The following is a 16,610-nucleotide window of genomic DNA, read 5'->3' on the forward strand; positions in this document are numbered from 1 at the left end:
TTCCTCGGCACAGTTAAGAGCGATTAAAACGATTATGCTCAAACTGCGCTGCAAGGCGAATCGGGGCGTTGGGTGCCCCGTATCCATCGTAGCCGTCGCGGCGTTCAAGCACCTCAAAGAACATATTGCCCACGGTAGCCGTGTAAAAGTGCAGAAACACTCCATGCTCGTCACTGTCGTAGAGCAGGTTTAATTCCTTCAGGGTCGCCAAGGACTTCTCATCGATGTCAAAACGAGCCACAAGATCTTCATAGTAGTTCGCCGGAACCTGCAAGAATTCCATTCCTGCAGCTTGTGCGCGGCGCGCTAACGCCACCACGTCGTCGGTACGCAATGCGACATGTTCCGGGTATTCATGGTGACGGTCAATGGTTGCGTCCAACCCCTGCGGCACGATGTTCAGCGCCAGCCGCACCCCGCCATCGGCGGTACGCAGCACCTGGGAGCGCACGAGGCCCATAGGGCTTGGCACCTCTGTGCCGGGCCTTGCTTCCAGGTTCAGCACGCTGGTGTAAAACAGGACCGATTCATCAAAGGCCTGCCATGGCTGGGCAAGGTTGATGTGGTCGATTGATTCAATGCTCCCCTTCTCGGTGGGCTGCGCGGTTCCCGGCAGCACACCGAATTCAGCCTCCCACGCCGCAGTCAGCGCGGCGGAGCCGAAGAACACCTCCGTGGCGTCCGGGGCCCTGAACCCGGAAATTTCCTGCTCATCCTTGGTGTGGTGACGCGACACTGGCTTGGCCAACAGCGCGGAGGCCCGCGCACGTCCGGCGGCAGGATCCGGGACTTGAATACTCAGTCCGCTCACGCTCGCGGTGACCGCGCGGCTGCGTTGCGAGTTGACGATAATCCGCGCATCTCCGGCGCGCCAGAGCTGTACGGGTTTGCGCCGATGCTGGCCGAGGAAGGAGAAACCTAGCTGGGCAAGCATTTCGGCGATCAGTTCCGGGTCTTCGGTGCGGATTTCGGCGAAGTCGAAACCGCTGGCTTCCTGGACGCCGGGCAGCGAAACCAGATTGAGGTTATCCCTGACTTCCTCCGTTGCCAGCAGCGCTGCGGTGCGAGCCTGAAGCCAAATCAATGAACGCAGCCCATCGATGGCGGTGAGCTCAACATTTGACTGCCGGAAGACGTCGTTGAAAATCTCCAAGGAGACGATCCCTGAATATCCAGAACGTACGAGGTAGCCAAGGAATACGTCCAGTTCAAAGCCGCCTTCACCCGGAAAAACGCGGTAGTGCCGCGACCAGGAAAGGATGTCCATGGACAGCACCGGTGCGTCGGCAAGCTGCACAAAGAAGATCTTCTCCCCTGGGATCTGGGCGATCTGCGCCGGATCGTCACCGCGCGAAAGAATGTGAAAGCTGTCAATGCACAGCCCTACGTTGTCGCGGTCAACCAGCTTCACGATCTCCCATGAATGCTGGTAGGTATCCACGTACTTGCCCCAGGCCAAGGCCTCGTAGGCGATGCGCACGCCATACTGCGCTGCGAGGTCTGCTAGGCGGCGGATCTGCGCGGCGAAAAGCTGATCGTCATTGATCGTCGCGGTGCCCACATTGGAGCACAACAGGATCAGGTCCATGCCAAGGCGCTGCATCAGCTGGAATTTTGCTTCGGCGCGGCGCAAGTTCGCCAACAGGACCTCTTCTTCAACTCCCTCAAAATCGCGGAAGGGCTGAAAGAGGTCTAGGCTGAGCCCAAGTCGTGCGGCGAAGGCCCTGACTTCTTCGGGAGACATCGGGCTGACGGTGAGATCTTGTTCGAAGATTTCAATGCCGTCAAAGCCGGCCTTGGCGCAGGCAAGCATTTTTTCTTCGAGTGTGCCCGAGAGGCAGACGGTGGCTATCGAGGTGCGCATTAGAGTCCTGCCTCCAACATTTCCAGCAGGTGAGCGCGCATTCGTCCGGCGTCCGGGGTTAACCCGGTGATGATGCCAAAGGCATCAACTGCCTGTCCGACCGCCATATTTCCGCCATCGAGCACCTGGCATCCTAGATCGCGGGCGGCAAGAATCAGCGCGGTGTCCACCGGCCGGTAAACACAGTCGGCTACCCAGTGCCGGGAAGTGAGATTTGAAATGTCCAGCGGCAGTCCCGGGTGGTGATGCATGCCGATGGGGCTTGCGTTGAGCAGTCCGTCCACGTCGGCAAGCCGCGCCGGTGCCTCATCGGGGCGGATCGCCACAATTGCGGCGTGTGGGAAATGAGTTTTCAGTTCGGCTGCACGTTCGGCTACCCGCGCGGTATCCGGGTCTGACAGTAACAGTTCCTTAACTCCCGCATCGAGCAGGGCAAAAGCGACCGCCGCCCCGGCTCCCCCAGCGCCTAGCTGCAGGACCTTATCCAGCTTCGCTTCGGGCAGCCCGCCGGCCAGCGCCCAGCCGAAGCCCGAGGCGTCGGTGTTATGTCCAAAGAATTTTCCGTCTTTGATGATGACGGTGTTCACCGCTCCGATGGCTGTGGCGTTCTCGCTGACTTCATCGAGGTAATCAATGACCACTTGCTTGCACGGATGGGTAATGTTGAAGGCGTTAAATCCCAGTTCGGCACCGGATTTGAGCAGTTCCCCGACGTCTTGTGCCCCGCGTTGCAGGACCGTGAGGTCAATGGGCCGGTAGAGGTAGCGCAGCGATTGCGCATCCGCTTCGCGTTCGTGCATGGGTGGGGTCAACGAAGGCAGCACCCCGTCACCAATGAGTCCGACCAGATAGGACTGAGTAAGAGTACTCACCGTGTTACCCAACTTTCCGTCATGCTTTACGCAGATATTGCGCTGACTGTGATTTACATCTACTCTATATCAATGTACACATTACGTACAACTGTACGTATAGCGCACATATTTTTTGTTCTTTAGCTCGCCCCCAACAAACCAAAGGAGTTTTCCGATGCCCTCCACACACGAACCGTCGGCCTCTCAAGTGCCCGGCACCGGGAAACGCACCCCCGTTAAGGCAGCAGTCGCCAGCTTCATGGGAAGCGCCGTCGAATACTACGACTTCTTCATCTTCGGCTCCGCCGCAGCACTGATCTTCCCGCATATTTTCTTCCCCGACGCCGACGCGAACGCCTCGGTCATGTCCTTGGCAACCTTCGGCTTTGCCTACATCGCACGACCTATCGGCGCGGTAGTCTTAGGACATTTCGGTGACCGTATCGGACGTCAAAAAGTTTTGATGTTCACCTTGGTGCTAATGGGCGCCTCAACCTTCGCTATCGGTTGCTTGCCGACCTTCGAACAGGTCGGCTGGCTCTCTCCGATCCTGCTGGTGCTCGCTCGGCTTTGCCAGGGACTCTCTGCAGCTGGCGAACAGGCCGGCGCATCCTCAATGACCCTGGAGCACGCACCTGATCACCGCCGCAGCTTCTTCACCTCGTGGACACTGACCGGAACCCAGGGCGGCCAGATCCTCGCCGCACTCATTTTCATCCCTGTCATGGCACTGCCCGATGACATCAAATACGGTATCGGCTGGCGCATCCCCTTCTGGCTTTCAGCCGTTGTGGTGCTGGTGACTTTCTTCATCCGCCGTTCACTGCATGAAACCCCAGAGTTCGAGGAAGCGAAAAAGAGCAATAACATCGCTAAGCTGCCACTGGCAGTCCTGCTGAAGTTCCACTGGAAAGATGTCTTGCGTGTGGTGCTGTGCGCATTTATTGCCGCCGTGTCCACCGTGTACGGAACGCTTGCCATCTCTTACGGCAAGAACATCGGAAATATGGACGCCTCGATCACCCTATGGCTTGTTGTTGCAGGCAATATCGGCGCTTTGTTTACCCAACCCTTGTTCGGCAAACTTGCAGATGCCATCGGCCGCAAGCCAGTCTTCATCTACGGAGCAATCTCTTCCGCAATCGTTATGCCGTTCTACCTGCGCAGCATGGAAACAGACAATACGCTCTTGCAGTTCGCTCTTTCTGTGGCGGTCTTCTCCTGCGCTTACGCAGCGGCCAATGCCGTCTGGCCTAGCTTCTACGCCGAGATGTTCTCTTCCAAGGTGCGCTTCTCGGGACTGGCGATCGGCACCCAGCTCGGCTTCCTCATGGCCGGGTTTGCTCCGTCCATCGTGGCGGCCATGGGCGGTCTAGAACCAGGAGGCTGGGTCAAGATCAGCCTGTTCACTGCCGCAATTTCGTTGATTGCAACAATTTCCGCGTTGACCGCTCGCGAGACCTACCGGGTACCCACCGCGCAGCTGGGCAGCAGCCCGGAATTGGTGACTAAGTAACAGCAGCAAAACATGATGCCCGGCATGAGACCCACCCTCAGATGGTGCTCATGCCGGGCATTGTGCTGCCTGGACGTACGTGATTACTACGCGTCGGTGCGGTGCCCGAGCATGCCTTGAATATGTCCGGTGACCACATCGCATCCGGGAGCATCCATCACGATCGTGTAATGGTTGGTCCTCGGCACTTCTTCGGTTTGCAGTCCGTGCAGCTTCTGCGCCCACGAATGCACATACTCTGCCGTATACAGTCCCGGCTCGGCACCCATCAGCCCCTTCGGCGAGCGCAGGAAGGTCACCGGATGACGAAGTTCTTCCAAGGCCTGGAACAGTGAAGCCCCGCGGTGTAGTTCTGCGGTATCCTCGGCCAATGCCTGATATTTTGTGGCCGGGCGCAGCTGCGGAGCGACACCGTCCAGGTCATACTCGATGTACTCATCAACCACGTCGTTCCAGTTGTCGGCGAAGGCGGGGTGCGGTTTCCAGAACTGTTGGTACGCGGCCACCGACTCGAAGGTCATCGACAAGCGCTGCGCCGCAGGGCCAAGGACCGCATCGATGATCTGCTCGTCATCCAGCCCTTCGGGAACCTGCAATGGCAGGCCGCCGTCCACCAGCAGCAGCGAAGAGACCAGATGCGGGTAGAGGTCTGCGAAGACCAGGGATACAAAGGCACCCATCGAGTGCCCGATCACCGGGATCGGTCCGGCGCTGAAGTGTTGTGCAACCCGGGCTAGATCCGCGGCGTGTACCGGCATGCCGTAAGGTCCTGGCAGCTGGTTGCTGCGGCCCCGGCCGCGCAGATCCGGGGCGATCACGCGCACCCCGGGCAGCGCTTGGGCGACCATGCCCCAGGCTTTATGCGATGCGGTAACTCCATGAATCAGCAGTACCGTCGGAGCTTGCGGATCGGTTGGACCCCACAGCCCAACCTGTAAGTTGCCGCCGTTGACCGGCACCCATTCGGTGCGGTAGGTGTTTTCAGTCATCGGGCACTCCACCCACCGTCCATGGTGTAGGACGCGCCAGTGACCATGCCGGCCTCATCCTGCGCCAACCAGGCCACCAGTGAAGCAACCTCCTCGGGTTCCACCAGGCGTTTAACCGCAGCCTCGGTGAGCATAATCTTCTCCACCACTTCGGCCGGCGCAATGCCATGGAGTTTGGCTTGATCCGCGATCTGCTTCTCCACCAGTGCGGTGCGCACATATCCGGGGTTGACGCAGTTGCTGGTCACTCCGTGCTCGGCACCTTCCAGCGCGGTGACCTTGGATAATCCTTCCAACCCGTGTTTCGCCGAGACATACGCGCTTTTGAAGGGGCTGGCCCGCAGACCATGGACGCTGGAGAGGTTGATGATGCGCCCATACCCGCGCTGATACATGCCAGGTAGCACCGCACGGATCAGCAAAAACGGGGATTCGAGCATCAGCCGGTGAATGAGCCGCCATGCTTCGGGATCAAACTCATGAATCGGGGCCACCCGCTGCACCCCGGCATTATTGATCAGAATGTCGGTATCCAGGCTCAGTTCTTCCAACGCCTTGGTATCGGACAGATCTACGGCCCACGCCTTGCCCCCAAGGCTTTGCGCCACCTCGTTAGCTAATTGAGCATTCAAATCTGCCACCGTGACGGTTGCCCCCTGCGCGCTCAGCTTCTTCGCGCAGGCCAAGCCGATACCCGACGCCCCGCCGGTAATGAGTGCGGTGCGTCCGGCCAGGGTTGCTTCGGCTGGGGCTGAGGTTGTCTTAGTTTCGGTCATGGGGCTTAACCTTCCACGGTTGGTTGCGCGCCGGTTGGCGCCAACGCACGATCAATAAAGTTCATCATTTCTTCAAATACTTCCTCGGGCATCTCGGGGCGGTGCCCCGAAGAGTCCTCGGTTCCTTCCCATAACACCCAGCGCATACCCACCAATTCACCGATACCCATCAAGGCCCAGGCGGCTACTTCCGGGTTCATCACCCGGATCTGCCCTGCCTGTTGCGACGCTTCGAGGCCTTGAATGTACCCCTCAACGATTTTGCTGTAGTGCTTACGCAACGCTCCGGGTGAGACAAACTCCGCCTGCTTGATGATCCGATACAGCGCAGGATGCTGTGCGGTGAAGTGGAAGAAGGCCTTGAAGCCCGCCCGCTCGGCGGCAAACCTGTTTTCTTCCGCCGCCGAGGCTTCAGCCATGGCCATGCGCACCCGACGGTTCAGATCCTCGACGACCTCATCAAAGATCTCGTGCTTACCCGCAAAGTACAGGTAGAAGGTCCCCAACCCGACTCCGGCACATTCGGTGATCTTCACAATCGACGCGTCGTGATAGCCCAAGGTGGCAAACACCTTCTCGGCCGCCGCCAGAATCTTGCTGCGGGTACGAGTCCCCCGCTGGGTCCTTGGTGTCACCGTACTCATCGCTGATCCTCCTGCCGCATTAAAAGTTGTTCGGCCCGTCCCAGATCACGCAATTTCTGCCGCGAAACCTTTTCAATTCCGACCCGAGGCAACGCCGAGGCGAACTTGAACGTTGCCGGAATCTTGTATCGGGCCAGCTGTTTGGCGCAATGCGCCGCTAGCTCGGTGGCATCGGCATGAGTGTGCGCCGCCAGGACCACCCAGGCTTGCCCCACCTCACCCCATTTGTCGTCCAGAACCCCGATGACGGCAGCCTCGGCCACCGCAGGATGAGTCAGCAGTACCTGTTCCACCTCGGTAGGCGAAACATTTTCCCCACCGGAAATGTACAGGTCCTTAATCCGGTCAATCACCTTCAGATACCCTTGGTCATCACGTTGCACCAGGTCACCGGTGCGCAGCCACCCGTTAACAAAAGCGTGGGCGCTCGCGGCGGCGTCACGAAAATATCCCGGAGATACGCTCGGACCGCTCACCAGCAGTTCGCCAGCACCGGCCCCGTGGATTTCTTCGCCGGTGACCGCATCAACAAGTTTCACTTTCACGTGCGGGTAGGGCCGCCCGGCGAAACCAATCTTGCTCATCGCCTCTTCGCTGGCTAGGCACAGGACATTCGGTCCAGCTTCGCTCAGCCCATAGCCCTGGACCAGAGCCACACCACGCCCATGCCAGCAACGCAGCAGGCTCGGCGGCATCGGCGCCCCGCCCACTACTGCCAGTCGCAACGCGGTCAGATCCGTCGATTCAAACTCCGGATGGGTGGCCAGCATTCGGTAATGTGCGGGCACCCCCATCATCATGGTGACCTTGCGGTCCGCCAGCAATTGCAGTGCCCGTCCGGCGTCGAAGGTCCGTTCAAGTACTACCGTGGCACCGACCCACCAGGCTAACAACGGCTGGATATTCCAGCCGCCCAGATGGTACTGCGGCAGCACCGCCAGAATAGTGTCCTGACTGGTGAGGTCCACCGTGCGTGAGAGAGCCAAATTGTTCCAGAAACAATTTGCGTGGGTCAGCACCACGGCCTTGGCTTTGCCTTCGGAACCCGAGGTGAATACCATCAGCAATGGATCATCATCGGTAGGGGCGCAACCGCGCAGTTCATTGCGTTCGCGCGCAGGACCTTCGACGCTCGCTTCTACTCCCGCCGGCCCCATGGTGAGCACGGGGACCGGTTGTATCAGCTGAGCGTTGCTCTGTTCGGCCAGCGTCTGGAACTCGTCTTCCACCACCCAAAGCGAGGGGTCGGCAATCGACAATTGCTCGCGCAGCTCCACGGAAGTCAACCGCCAGGAAAGCGGCACCAGCACCAGCCCGGCCTTGGCACAGGCGAAAAACAACACCACGTGGTCGGCACTGTTCCCCGAGAGTGTGGCAATCCGATCCCCCACGCCAAACCCCGCGGCCATGAACTTCGCAGCTAAGGCGATCGCCCGGCGTTCAAGCTCCCGGTACGTGGTCCGCACTCCTCGGTCATCGATGGCAATACGTTCCGGGGTGCTCAGCGACCGATCGGTAGTCCAACATCCCAACGTATGAAGGCCTTGATCCTTGCTCATGACCGTTCCTTAATTCTTCTTGGCTGCCGGATTGGAAGTGAAACGCTCACGCAACCGGCGTACCGCACCGGCCAAACCACCGGGCATGAACAGCACCACCAGCACAAAGAGGGTTCCGAGAATAAATAGCGGCTCGGACAATGGCACATGCAAGAACGCCGGCAGCGACTCCACCGCGCTGGAGTTCGCCAAAGCGCTCAACCGCTGATCTAACAGCGTGTACAACACCCCGCCAATCACCGCGCCCCACTTCGAACCGACCCCGCCGAGTACCACCATCACCAGCAAGGTGATGGTGAAGTCCGCAGAAACCTGCCGGGGCACCGTTCCGGACTGCAGCAGCACAAACACCATGCCGACCGCCGCCGCCAGCACACCGGCCACCACGAAGATCAGCAGCTTCGCCCAGTATGGCTGCAATCCCAACACCCGCACACGCAACTCGTTCTCGCGTACCGCGGCGGCCACATGCCCGGCACGAGATGACTGCACCCAAGTAACCACCACGATCACCACCAGCAAGGTCAGCAACGAAAGCCAGTAAAGGTTCCGGGTATTGGCCACGCCAATCAAAAAATCCGGGATACCCGCGGTATCAGGGCTCACTCCCTCTTCACCGCCGGTGGCACCGCCGGGATTACGCCGCACCAGCACGCTGCCGGCCTGGGCAAAAGCCAAGGTCACCATGGCAAACGGAATGCCAGTCACGCGCAGCGCAACCATGCCCGTCAAGGTGGAAAGCACCAATGCCACCACCAGCGTCAATCCCATGGCCGGAAGTAACGGCAAACCTAGGTTGTTGAGAATAATCGCCAACCCATAGGACCCGGCACCAAAATACAGTGCGTGTCCAAAGGACAGCAGTCCGGCCACACCGATCAGCAGGTGATAGCTCAGCGCCGCGGCAGCCATCAGCAGGCACATCGCCAACAGCTGCAGCGTCCCTGGCTGATACGTAGGGGTAGGCAAGACGCCTGGAATTGAAATGTTCAACAGCGGCAGCGCCGCCATGAGCAACAACGCCAGCAGGCCCAGCACCCAGACTCCGATTCTGGCACCGGGCGTTTTCACCCGGTGCGAGGGCTGGACACGGACCCGACGGGCCACTTTGTCCACGGCCACAGCCGCTGTTGGTTCACGGCGCTCGCCGGTCGATTCTTCAGAAGGCAAGGTATTCGTAGGTTCAGGGCTCATGCTGTCTTCCCCATCAGTCCGGTGGGCTTGGTCAACAGGACAACCGCCAGCAACACGATTACCACGAAGTCACCCACACCCCAATAGAAGTTTGTGATCTGCTGCAGCACTCCAACCACCACGGAGGCTATGGCTGCCCCGGACAGTGAGCCGAGTCCGCCAATCACCGTCACGATAAACGCGAAGATCAACAAGGATCCGCCCAAGGCCGGGGATACATAACCGAAGTAGTGGCTGGCCAGCACCCCACCGATACCGGCGGCGGCACCGCCAATGGTGAAAACCAGGGTGAAGGCTTTGCGTACATCGATGCCCAGCGCGGTAACCATTGATCGGTTCTCCACGCCGGCGCGGATGATCATTCCATAACGGGTCTTCTTCAAGAACAACACCACACCCAGCAGCACTAGCGCCGCGACGATGATAGTGACAAACCGGTCATTGGGAACCTGCGCGCCCAGTACGTCGGTGGTCCGAGTGAACCACTCCGGTCCCTTGGTGTACTGCGGGTCGGTCCCCCAGACGCCTTCGAAGATTGCCACTGCCGCCAGAGACAAACCGACGGTGACCAGCACCTGTTCAATATGCCGGTTGTACAGCGGTCTAATGAGCGCAAATTCGGTCAAGGCCGCAAAGACTCCGCCAACCGCGGCGCCGATAACCAGCGTGATGATAAATGTCAGCCAGGTTCCCTCGCCGATACGCCGCGACATCTCCCAGGAGACGAAGGCCCCCAGGGTCAGAAACGCACCGTGGGCAAAGTTCAGCACACCCATCAATCCGTAAATCAGCGACAGCCCGGAAGCCACCAGGAAGTACAGTGCGCCGAGTCCGACGCCGGTAATCAGGAGAAGTATCAGGGTGCTCATACAATCCCTCCGCTGGTTGTTTCGGCCGCTTGCTCCAACGCTTCTTCGCTTTGCACACCCAAGAACCGTTGGGTCAGCGCCTCGTCATCAAGAAAATTGGTGGCCGAATCGGTGCGGTGCACCACTTTGCCTCCGGATAAAATGATGGCGCCGGCCGCTAGCTGGCGAACCACCGAGAGGTTTTGTTCCACCAGCAGAATCGGCACACTGTGCGCCGCTACCGTCAGTGCCTCGGCAACCTCCTGCACAATCTTTGGTGCAAGCCCCTTGGTTGGCTCATCCACCAGCAGCAATTTGTTGACGTTCAGTAGCGCCCGAGCCAGCGAAGCCATCTGCTGTTGCCCGCCCGAGAGTGAACCGGCCGCTTGGCTAGAGCGCTTGACCAGGTCGGGGAAGAGTTCTTCGACCAGCTGGCGGTTGGGGTGTTCGTCGCGTTCGGCAAGTTTCAGATTTTCGGCCACGCTCAGCGCGGAGAACACCTCGCGGTCTTCGGGTACGTAGCCCACACCGCGTTGGATGATCTTGTGGGTGGGAACCTTGTCTATGCGTTCTCCGGCTAACTCAATGGTTCCGCCGGTACGTTGAATCAGCCCAATAATGGCTTTGATGGTACTGGTTTTGCCCACACCATTACGGCCGAGCAGCGCGGTAATTCCGGTGGCCGGGACCTCGAAGTCGACACCGTCCACCACTTGGGACCCCTCGATGGCGGCATGCAGGCCGCGCACTCGCAGGATAGGTTCAGTGCTTTCCTGGCTCATCTAAGCTGCTCCCTGTCCGAGATAGGCGCTTTGTACGGTTTCATTGGCAATAATTGCGTCCGGTTCATCGATGGCTAGCAGGCTGCCGTTGTGCATAACCGCCACCCGGTCGGCCAGCCCGAGCACCACGTCCATGTGGTGTTCGACCATCATCAAGGTGCGTCCCGATTCGCGGTGCATCCGCCGAATGATTTCTACCAGTCCCAGGACATCTCCGGAACCGACTCCGGCCATGGGTTCATCGAGCAAGATCACCGCCGGGTCTGCCGCGAGCAGCATTGCGATCTCCACCTTGCGCTTGTCTCCATGGGAAAGATCTGCCGCTCGGGCACGTGACTTGGCTTCTAAGCCAACTTGTTTAATGCAATCCTCGGCAATCGCTCCGGCCGCGTCCCCGCGGCGCGGGAAGTTGAGCAGCGATAGTGATTGTCCGAGTTTGGATTGGGCGGCAAGCCGAATATTTTCGGTGACGTCCAACCCGGGGAACAGTGAAGAAGTTTGGAAGGTTCGCCCTAGCCCGGCGGCTGCTCGGGCATGAATCGGCAGCTTGTCCATGGTGCGTCCGGACATTGCGATGGTTCCGCTGGTGGCCTTGAGCACCCCGGAGATGAGGTTGAACAGGGTCGTTTTTCCGGCGCCGTTGGGTCCGATCACACCGATCATTTCGCCGGGCTGCACGGTGAAGCTGACATCTTCTAGGATGCGAGCTCCACCGATCTGCAGTCCCACGCCCTGAAGCTCCAGGGCTGGTGTTGTCTTCTGCATGGGTTTACCTTTGTGAGATTTTGACGCGTGGACTGCGAGGCCTAGTTGACGACCTCTGGAGGTGCCACTTCTTCGCCCGGCACGGTTTCCACGAGTTCCGGAATCCACTTTTCGCCATCCTTGGACAGGGACACCTGGTACATGTTCTGGATCAGCGCATGGTCCGAGGCACGTACCGTGGTTTCTCCCTTAGGTCCTTCGAAGCTCCAGCCTTCCAGCGAGGTGACCATCTTCTCGACGTCGTCTCCGCCCTCGGCTACTGCCTGGGCGATCATCTGTCCGGCGACAAATCCGTCAGGGGAGAACAGGTCCACTTCTTTGCCCGCCTCTTCGATGGAGGAGATCATGGCCTTTTCAACCTCGGTGCCGGCGGCCCCGGGGAAGTAGTGGTTGAGGAAGGAGATCTTTTCTCCTGCGTCGCCGAAGGCGCCGTATGTTGCTACATCGCCGAGCCCGGTGACGATCGGTGCAACGTCGAAGGCTCCTTGCTGATCCAGCGCCTGCCACATGGATCCGGAGGTTGCCCCAGCCCAGGCCGCGAAGACCAAGTCAGGTTTGGCGTCGACCAGCTGGCGGGCGAATGGGGTGAATTCGGTGACATCCTCGGGAACGAGGATGGAACTGACCTTGGCACCCTCCATGCCGAGGATCGCGTCAACTGCGGCCAAGTTGCCCTGTCCGAAGGCGTTGTCCTGAGCGAACACGGTGACCTTTTTGTCCTTCAGGTCATCAACGAACGTGCCTGCGGTAGCAACGTCCTGCATGGATTGGCGTCCGGAGCGGAAGGTGTACTTGTTCGCGCCGGTGATGGCGTCCGAAGCGGCGGGCCCGGAAATGTAGAGAACCTTGTTCTGTGCTGCCTGCTCCACGAGCTTCAGCGCGATCCCCGAGGAGGCGGTTCCCGCCAGGATTTTGTAGTCCTTGCCAATGAGTTCCTTGGCGACGGTGACAGCTTTGTCCGGATCTCCGCCATCATCGTGATAGGTGATATTCAGTTCGGTGTCGCCGACCTTGTTTGTGCCTTCGGTGGCGTAGTCCAGGCCAGCTTGCAGCCCCTCGTAGTAGGCGTCCCCGTAGGCGGCTAGTGGGCCAGTCTTCGAGTAAACAATGCCGACGTTGACAGTCTTTGCGGCGTCGCCGCCTTCTGCGCCAGTTCCGGTTTCGGCGGTGGGTGCGCAGGCGGTTAATGCCAACCCGGCGCTGAGTGTCAGGGCCGTTACGACCTTGCTGCTTCGCTTCACGTGTCTAGCCTTTCCTCGCGGGGCGTCCAGTGCTTTGAACAGGTCCCGAAGTGAAATTGTGCGGAGTGTGATTCCCCAAACCTGAAAGGTGATTCAGGTTACAACTCAAAGCTATGGTGACCAGTCAAACCAGTCAATGGATTTTGCGCACAGAATGCTCAAAAGACCGTGCGTTTTTGCAAAGCCATCGTGCGCCCTTGGCCTCTCCCTTACCGAAGCCCGCTGTTTTGAGCCACCGAAGTAAACCACTCTTCTCACCTCGCTGGCTCCCGTAGACCACCGTGCTAACGTACAAATTGGCGCGCTCGAAATGCCTTCTATTCTCCAATGACTCTGCAACCGCGAAAGACTCGATCATGTTTACCGGCCTCAGTGCTTTCCCACTTACCCCGCTGGTCGATGACCATCTGGATGAAATTGCATTCTCCGCACTTATCGGACGCCTGAACCGCGCAGGAGTAGATTCCATCACCGCTCTTGGATCCACCGGATCCTACGCTTATCTCTCTGAGCAAGAACGTGCCCGGGTTGCTCACCTGGCAGTTGAGAATGCCGGAGACACACCGGTCTTTATCGGAGTTGGTGCGCTGCGCACCTCGCAGGTTCTAGCCCATGCCACAGCCGCACAACGCGCGGGAGCCGCAGGGTTGCTACTGGCGCCGATGAGCTACCAGCCGCTGACCGAGGCAGATGTCTTCGAGCTATTTCGCACGCTAAGCGAACACACCGATCTGCCGGTGATTGTCTACGACAATCCGGGCACCACGCATTTCACTTTCAGCCTCGACCTTTACCGGCGTCTGACCGAGTTACCCGGTATTTCCTCAATCAAAATCCCAGGCGTTCCAGCCCTAGCGGCCGAAGCCCGGGAGCACGTAGCCAAAATTCGCGCAGTCATCCCCGAGCATGTGAGCATCGGGGTATCCGGTGATGCTTCAGCTGCCCAAGGCTTAGCGGCAAGCTGCGATGTCTGGTACTCGGTCATTGGCGGCACCCTGCCCGAACTGGCACTTCGGATCACCCGGGCAGTCCAAGCGGAAAACACTACCGAGGCGCTGGCCGAATCGGCACGACTAGCACCACTATGGGAGCTCTTCGCCGAGTGCGGCGGAAGCCTGCGCGTAGTTGCAGCGATCGCAGAACAGCTCGGTCTAGCTCAGCGCTCTTGCCTTCCACTCCCGATTTTAGGTCTGGATCATAGCGATCGGGCACGCGTTGCCGCGTGCCTGATACGGCTAGGCCTCTAGGCTTGCTAGCGCTTAGGACTCGATCAGTCCGCGGCCCACGATCAACTGCATGATTTCGTTGGTACCTTCCAGAATCTGGTGCACTCGCAGATCACGGACAATTTTTTCTAGCCCATATTCGCTGAGGTATCCGTATCCACCGTGCAGCTGGATCGCGGTGTTGGCAGCGTTAAACCCAGCGTCCGTCGCCACCCGCTTGGCCATGGCGCAAAGCCGCACGGCATCCGGGGCCTTCGCATCCAGCGCCGCAGCAGCCCTGCGCAACAAGCTTCGCGCAGCTTCTAGTTCCATATCCATGTCGGCAAGTTTAAAAACCAAGGCTTCTTGTTTGGTCAGCGGGCCACCAAAGGCTTCGCGTTCCTTGAGGTATGCCACCGACTTTTCGAGAGCGAGTTGCCCGCCGCCGATGGAGCAAGCACCGATATTCAGCCGGCCGCCATTGAGGCCACTCATTGCAATCGAGAAACCCTGGCCCTCATTACCCAAGAGGTTGCTTGCAGGAATACGCACATCTTGCATGAAGACCTGCCTGGTGGGCTGGGCATTCCAGCCCATCTTCTTTTCCTTTGGTCCGAACGAAAGCCCTTGAGCATCGGCTGGAACGAGGAAAGCGCTAATCCCCTTCGCACCGGTATTCGCGGTGCGTGCCATGACTAGATACAGTGCGGAAGAACCAGCCCCAGAAATGAACTGCTTGGCACCGTTGAGGACGTATTCATCTCCGTCCAAAACTGCACTGGTACTTAGCGCCGCCGCATCGGAGCCAACGCCTGGTTCGGTCAGGCAATAGGACCCAAGATCCGTCATGGCTGCCATCGTCGGGAGCCAAGTGGAACGTTGCTCATGGGTTCCATAACTATCGATCATCCACACCACCATGTTATGGATGGAAATATAGGCGGCGATAGTAGGGCAGGCCTTGGACAATTCTTCGAAAATCAGGACAGCGTCGCTACGCGTGAGTCCGGAACCGCCATACTCTTCGCTGACGTAGATGCCACCGACGCCCAGTTCGCCAGCCTCGGCCAACACATCAACGGGAAAATGTTCCTTCGCATCCCACTCCAAAGCATGAGGGGCAATTTTTTCTGCGGCAAAATCTCGAACCGCTTCAACTAGCTCACGTTGTTCCTCGTTGAGCTCAAACATGACAAACCCTTCCTGACCACCACTCGTTGTGATCCACACTACATCGATTGTGTTGTCATTAAATCCGCAAGACAACTAAGGATCAACGAAACTTGGTCTCACCAAAACACGTCGTGCAGTTTGAGTAGTAAATTCGCCTTGTTCCTCCAGAGCGTCATGATGCACCCCTGCCCGGAGCATCTCGGCCATACTAGGATTCATGGACCTCAGCTCAACTGCACAGAAAAACCAGCCAGTGATACCGCGACGTGCCGCCAGCGTCCTGATGATTCGCGAAGGTGCTCAGGGGCTGGAGGTCTTTATTCAGCACCGAGTCTCCACCATGGACTTCGCCGCCGGAATGGTTGTTTATCCAGGCGGACGCGTTGACGCGCAGGACGTGGCCGAGGCGCAGTCGGAGGCAATCCCGCATGCGCTGGCCGTTGAACACGCAAAGTTGTGGAAAGATTCCTCGCTCTGGGAGCAGGGCGAGGAACAAGCGGTGCTTGATGCCGGGACGCTATTGGCCGCGGCTCGGCGGGAAATTTTCGAGGAAACCGGTGCCCAGCTGGACGTGAGCCAGCTGCGTCCGTACGCTAACTGGATCACTCCGCCGGATAATCCCAAGCGCTTTGACACATTCTTCTATGTGGCTCATGTTCAGCCCGGGCAGGAACCGAGTCATCAGACCACCGAGGCCTCAAATTCGGAATGGATCAGGCCGGCAGAGTTATTCGCCAAGTTTGAGCGTGGCGAGGTGGGGCTCATGCGCCCGACCCGAACCACTCTGGAAGATCTTGCCGCACTAGGAACGGTGGCGGCAGCGATGGGCGCAGCAACCCCCATTAGGACGGTCCGCCCGCAGCGCATGCCACCAGCAGCCGATTCAAAGAAAGAACGCGCCAGCTAACCGGGCAAGGCCCGGTATCCCTCGATAGGGCAACGATGCAACTGGACAACTTTGGTGTTGGCCATCGCCCGGGGATCCAGAGATTGAGTACCCAGCGTCCCCGAAGGGATCAGCTCGGCGGCGTGATTGAGGAGCAATTTCACCATCGCAGCAGCAAGATGATCTTCTTGCGCTGACAAGCACACGACCGAGGCGGGAACGTCTAAGGGCTGCCTAGGATCGGAAGCCGGTCAATCTTAACCTCCGCTTAACACCCCGGGCTTCAAACGCCCACCCTCGGCCATTCCACCCCT

16 protein-coding genes are annotated in these 16,610 nt (G+C 59.1%); 3 read left to right on the forward strand and 13 right to left on the reverse strand.

The window, feature by feature from the left end:
- Positions 1 to 13: 13 nt before the first annotated feature.
- Both IEX04_RS01650 and IEX04_RS01655 read right to left on the reverse strand, forming a co-directional pair.
- Positions 14 to 1,864 carry a bifunctional sugar phosphate isomerase/epimerase/4-hydroxyphenylpyruvate dioxygenase family protein gene (locus IEX04_RS01650; RefSeq protein ID WP_188683197.1) on the reverse strand — a complete coding sequence of 617 codons (1,851 nt, stop codon included), beginning with the start codon at positions 1,862 to 1,864 and terminating at the stop codon, positions 14 to 16.
- The gene (locus IEX04_RS01655) at positions 1,864 to 2,736 is read right to left on the reverse strand and encodes a shikimate dehydrogenase (protein WP_188683199.1); all 873 of its coding nucleotides are present in this window, start codon (positions 2,734 to 2,736) and stop codon (positions 1,864 to 1,866) included. The genes IEX04_RS01650 and IEX04_RS01655 overlap by 1 nt, the downstream gene beginning before the upstream one ends.
- Positions 2,737 to 2,893: 157 nt before the next feature.
- On the opposite strand from IEX04_RS01655, the gene IEX04_RS01660 reads away from it, so the two are divergent.
- Positions 2,894 to 4,234: an MFS transporter gene (locus IEX04_RS01660; RefSeq protein ID WP_188683201.1), complete on the forward strand. Its 1,341-nt coding sequence runs from the start codon at positions 2,894 to 2,896 to the stop codon at positions 4,232 to 4,234.
- A gap of 86 nt (positions 4,235 to 4,320) precedes the next feature.
- On the opposite strand, the gene IEX04_RS01665 is transcribed toward IEX04_RS01660, so the two are convergent.
- The 9 genes from IEX04_RS01665 to IEX04_RS01705 form a co-directional block, all read right to left on the reverse strand.
- A complete protein-coding gene (locus IEX04_RS01665; RefSeq protein WP_188683203.1) occupies positions 4,321 to 5,223 on the reverse strand; it encodes an alpha/beta hydrolase in 903 nt (300 codons plus the stop codon).
- Positions 5,220 to 5,999 carry a 3-hydroxybutyrate dehydrogenase gene (locus tag IEX04_RS01670; protein WP_096254834.1) on the reverse strand — a complete coding sequence of 260 codons (780 nt, stop codon included), beginning with the start codon at positions 5,997 to 5,999 and terminating at the stop codon, positions 5,220 to 5,222. The genes IEX04_RS01665 and IEX04_RS01670 overlap by 4 nt, the downstream gene beginning before the upstream one ends.
- A gap of 5 nt (positions 6,000 to 6,004) precedes the next feature.
- Positions 6,005 to 6,643, reverse strand: a complete 639-nt coding sequence (locus IEX04_RS01675; protein ID WP_188683205.1) for a TetR/AcrR family transcriptional regulator — start codon at positions 6,641 to 6,643, stop codon at positions 6,005 to 6,007.
- Entirely contained in the window at positions 6,640 to 8,202 is a 1,563-nt protein-coding gene (locus tag IEX04_RS01680; protein ID WP_188683207.1) for a class I adenylate-forming enzyme family protein, read from the reverse strand. Before IEX04_RS01680 ends, IEX04_RS01675 begins: the two co-directional genes overlap by 4 nt.
- Before the next feature lie 9 nt (positions 8,203 to 8,211).
- Positions 8,212 to 9,213: a branched-chain amino acid ABC transporter permease gene (locus IEX04_RS01685; RefSeq protein WP_229676995.1), complete on the reverse strand. Its 1,002-nt coding sequence runs from the start codon at positions 9,211 to 9,213 to the stop codon at positions 8,212 to 8,214.
- 179 nt (positions 9,214 to 9,392) lie between these two features.
- Positions 9,393 to 10,265, reverse strand: coding sequence for a branched-chain amino acid ABC transporter permease (locus IEX04_RS01690; protein ID WP_096254830.1), 873 nt, complete (start codon positions 10,263 to 10,265; stop codon positions 9,393 to 9,395).
- Entirely contained in the window at positions 10,262 to 11,026 is a 765-nt protein-coding gene (locus IEX04_RS01695) for an ABC transporter ATP-binding protein (RefSeq protein WP_188683211.1), read from the reverse strand. The genes IEX04_RS01690 and IEX04_RS01695 overlap by 4 nt, the downstream gene beginning before the upstream one ends.
- Positions 11,027 to 11,791 (reverse strand): ABC transporter ATP-binding protein, encoded by a 765-nt coding sequence (locus IEX04_RS01700; RefSeq protein WP_188683213.1) that lies wholly within the window; start codon positions 11,789 to 11,791, stop codon positions 11,027 to 11,029.
- A 41-nt stretch (positions 11,792 to 11,832) separates the two neighbouring features.
- Positions 11,833 to 13,032 carry a substrate-binding domain-containing protein gene (locus IEX04_RS01705; protein WP_188683215.1) on the reverse strand — a complete coding sequence of 400 codons (1,200 nt, stop codon included), beginning with the start codon at positions 13,030 to 13,032 and terminating at the stop codon, positions 11,833 to 11,835.
- Between the two features lie 356 nt (positions 13,033 to 13,388).
- Between IEX04_RS01705 and IEX04_RS01710 the strand changes: the two genes are divergently transcribed.
- Positions 13,389 to 14,279: a dihydrodipicolinate synthase family protein gene (locus IEX04_RS01710; RefSeq protein ID WP_188683217.1), complete on the forward strand. Its 891-nt coding sequence runs from the start codon at positions 13,389 to 13,391 to the stop codon at positions 14,277 to 14,279.
- A 12-nt stretch (positions 14,280 to 14,291) separates the two neighbouring features.
- Here the strand turns inward: IEX04_RS01710 and IEX04_RS01715 are convergent, their stop codons facing one another.
- Positions 14,292 to 15,428 carry an acyl-CoA dehydrogenase family protein gene (locus IEX04_RS01715; RefSeq protein ID WP_188683219.1) on the reverse strand — a complete coding sequence of 379 codons (1,137 nt, stop codon included), beginning with the start codon at positions 15,426 to 15,428 and terminating at the stop codon, positions 14,292 to 14,294.
- Between the two features lie 199 nt (positions 15,429 to 15,627).
- Here IEX04_RS01715 and IEX04_RS01720 point away from each other — a divergent pair, with 199 nt between their 5' ends.
- Positions 15,628 to 16,317: an NUDIX hydrolase gene (locus tag IEX04_RS01720; RefSeq protein WP_188683221.1), complete on the forward strand. Its 690-nt coding sequence runs from the start codon at positions 15,628 to 15,630 to the stop codon at positions 16,315 to 16,317.
- On the opposite strand, the gene IEX04_RS01725 is transcribed toward IEX04_RS01720, so the two are convergent.
- On the reverse strand, positions 16,314 to 16,496 hold the full coding sequence (locus IEX04_RS01725) for a hypothetical protein (RefSeq protein WP_188683223.1): 183 nt from the start codon (positions 16,494 to 16,496) through the stop codon (positions 16,314 to 16,316). The genes IEX04_RS01720 and IEX04_RS01725 overlap by 4 nt on opposite strands.
- Positions 16,497 to 16,610 lie beyond the last annotated feature (114 nt).

The organism is Glutamicibacter ardleyensis, assembly GCF_014644555.1.
In the GTDB taxonomy this organism is placed as follows: domain Bacteria; phylum Actinomycetota; class Actinomycetes; order Actinomycetales; family Micrococcaceae; genus Glutamicibacter; species Glutamicibacter bergerei.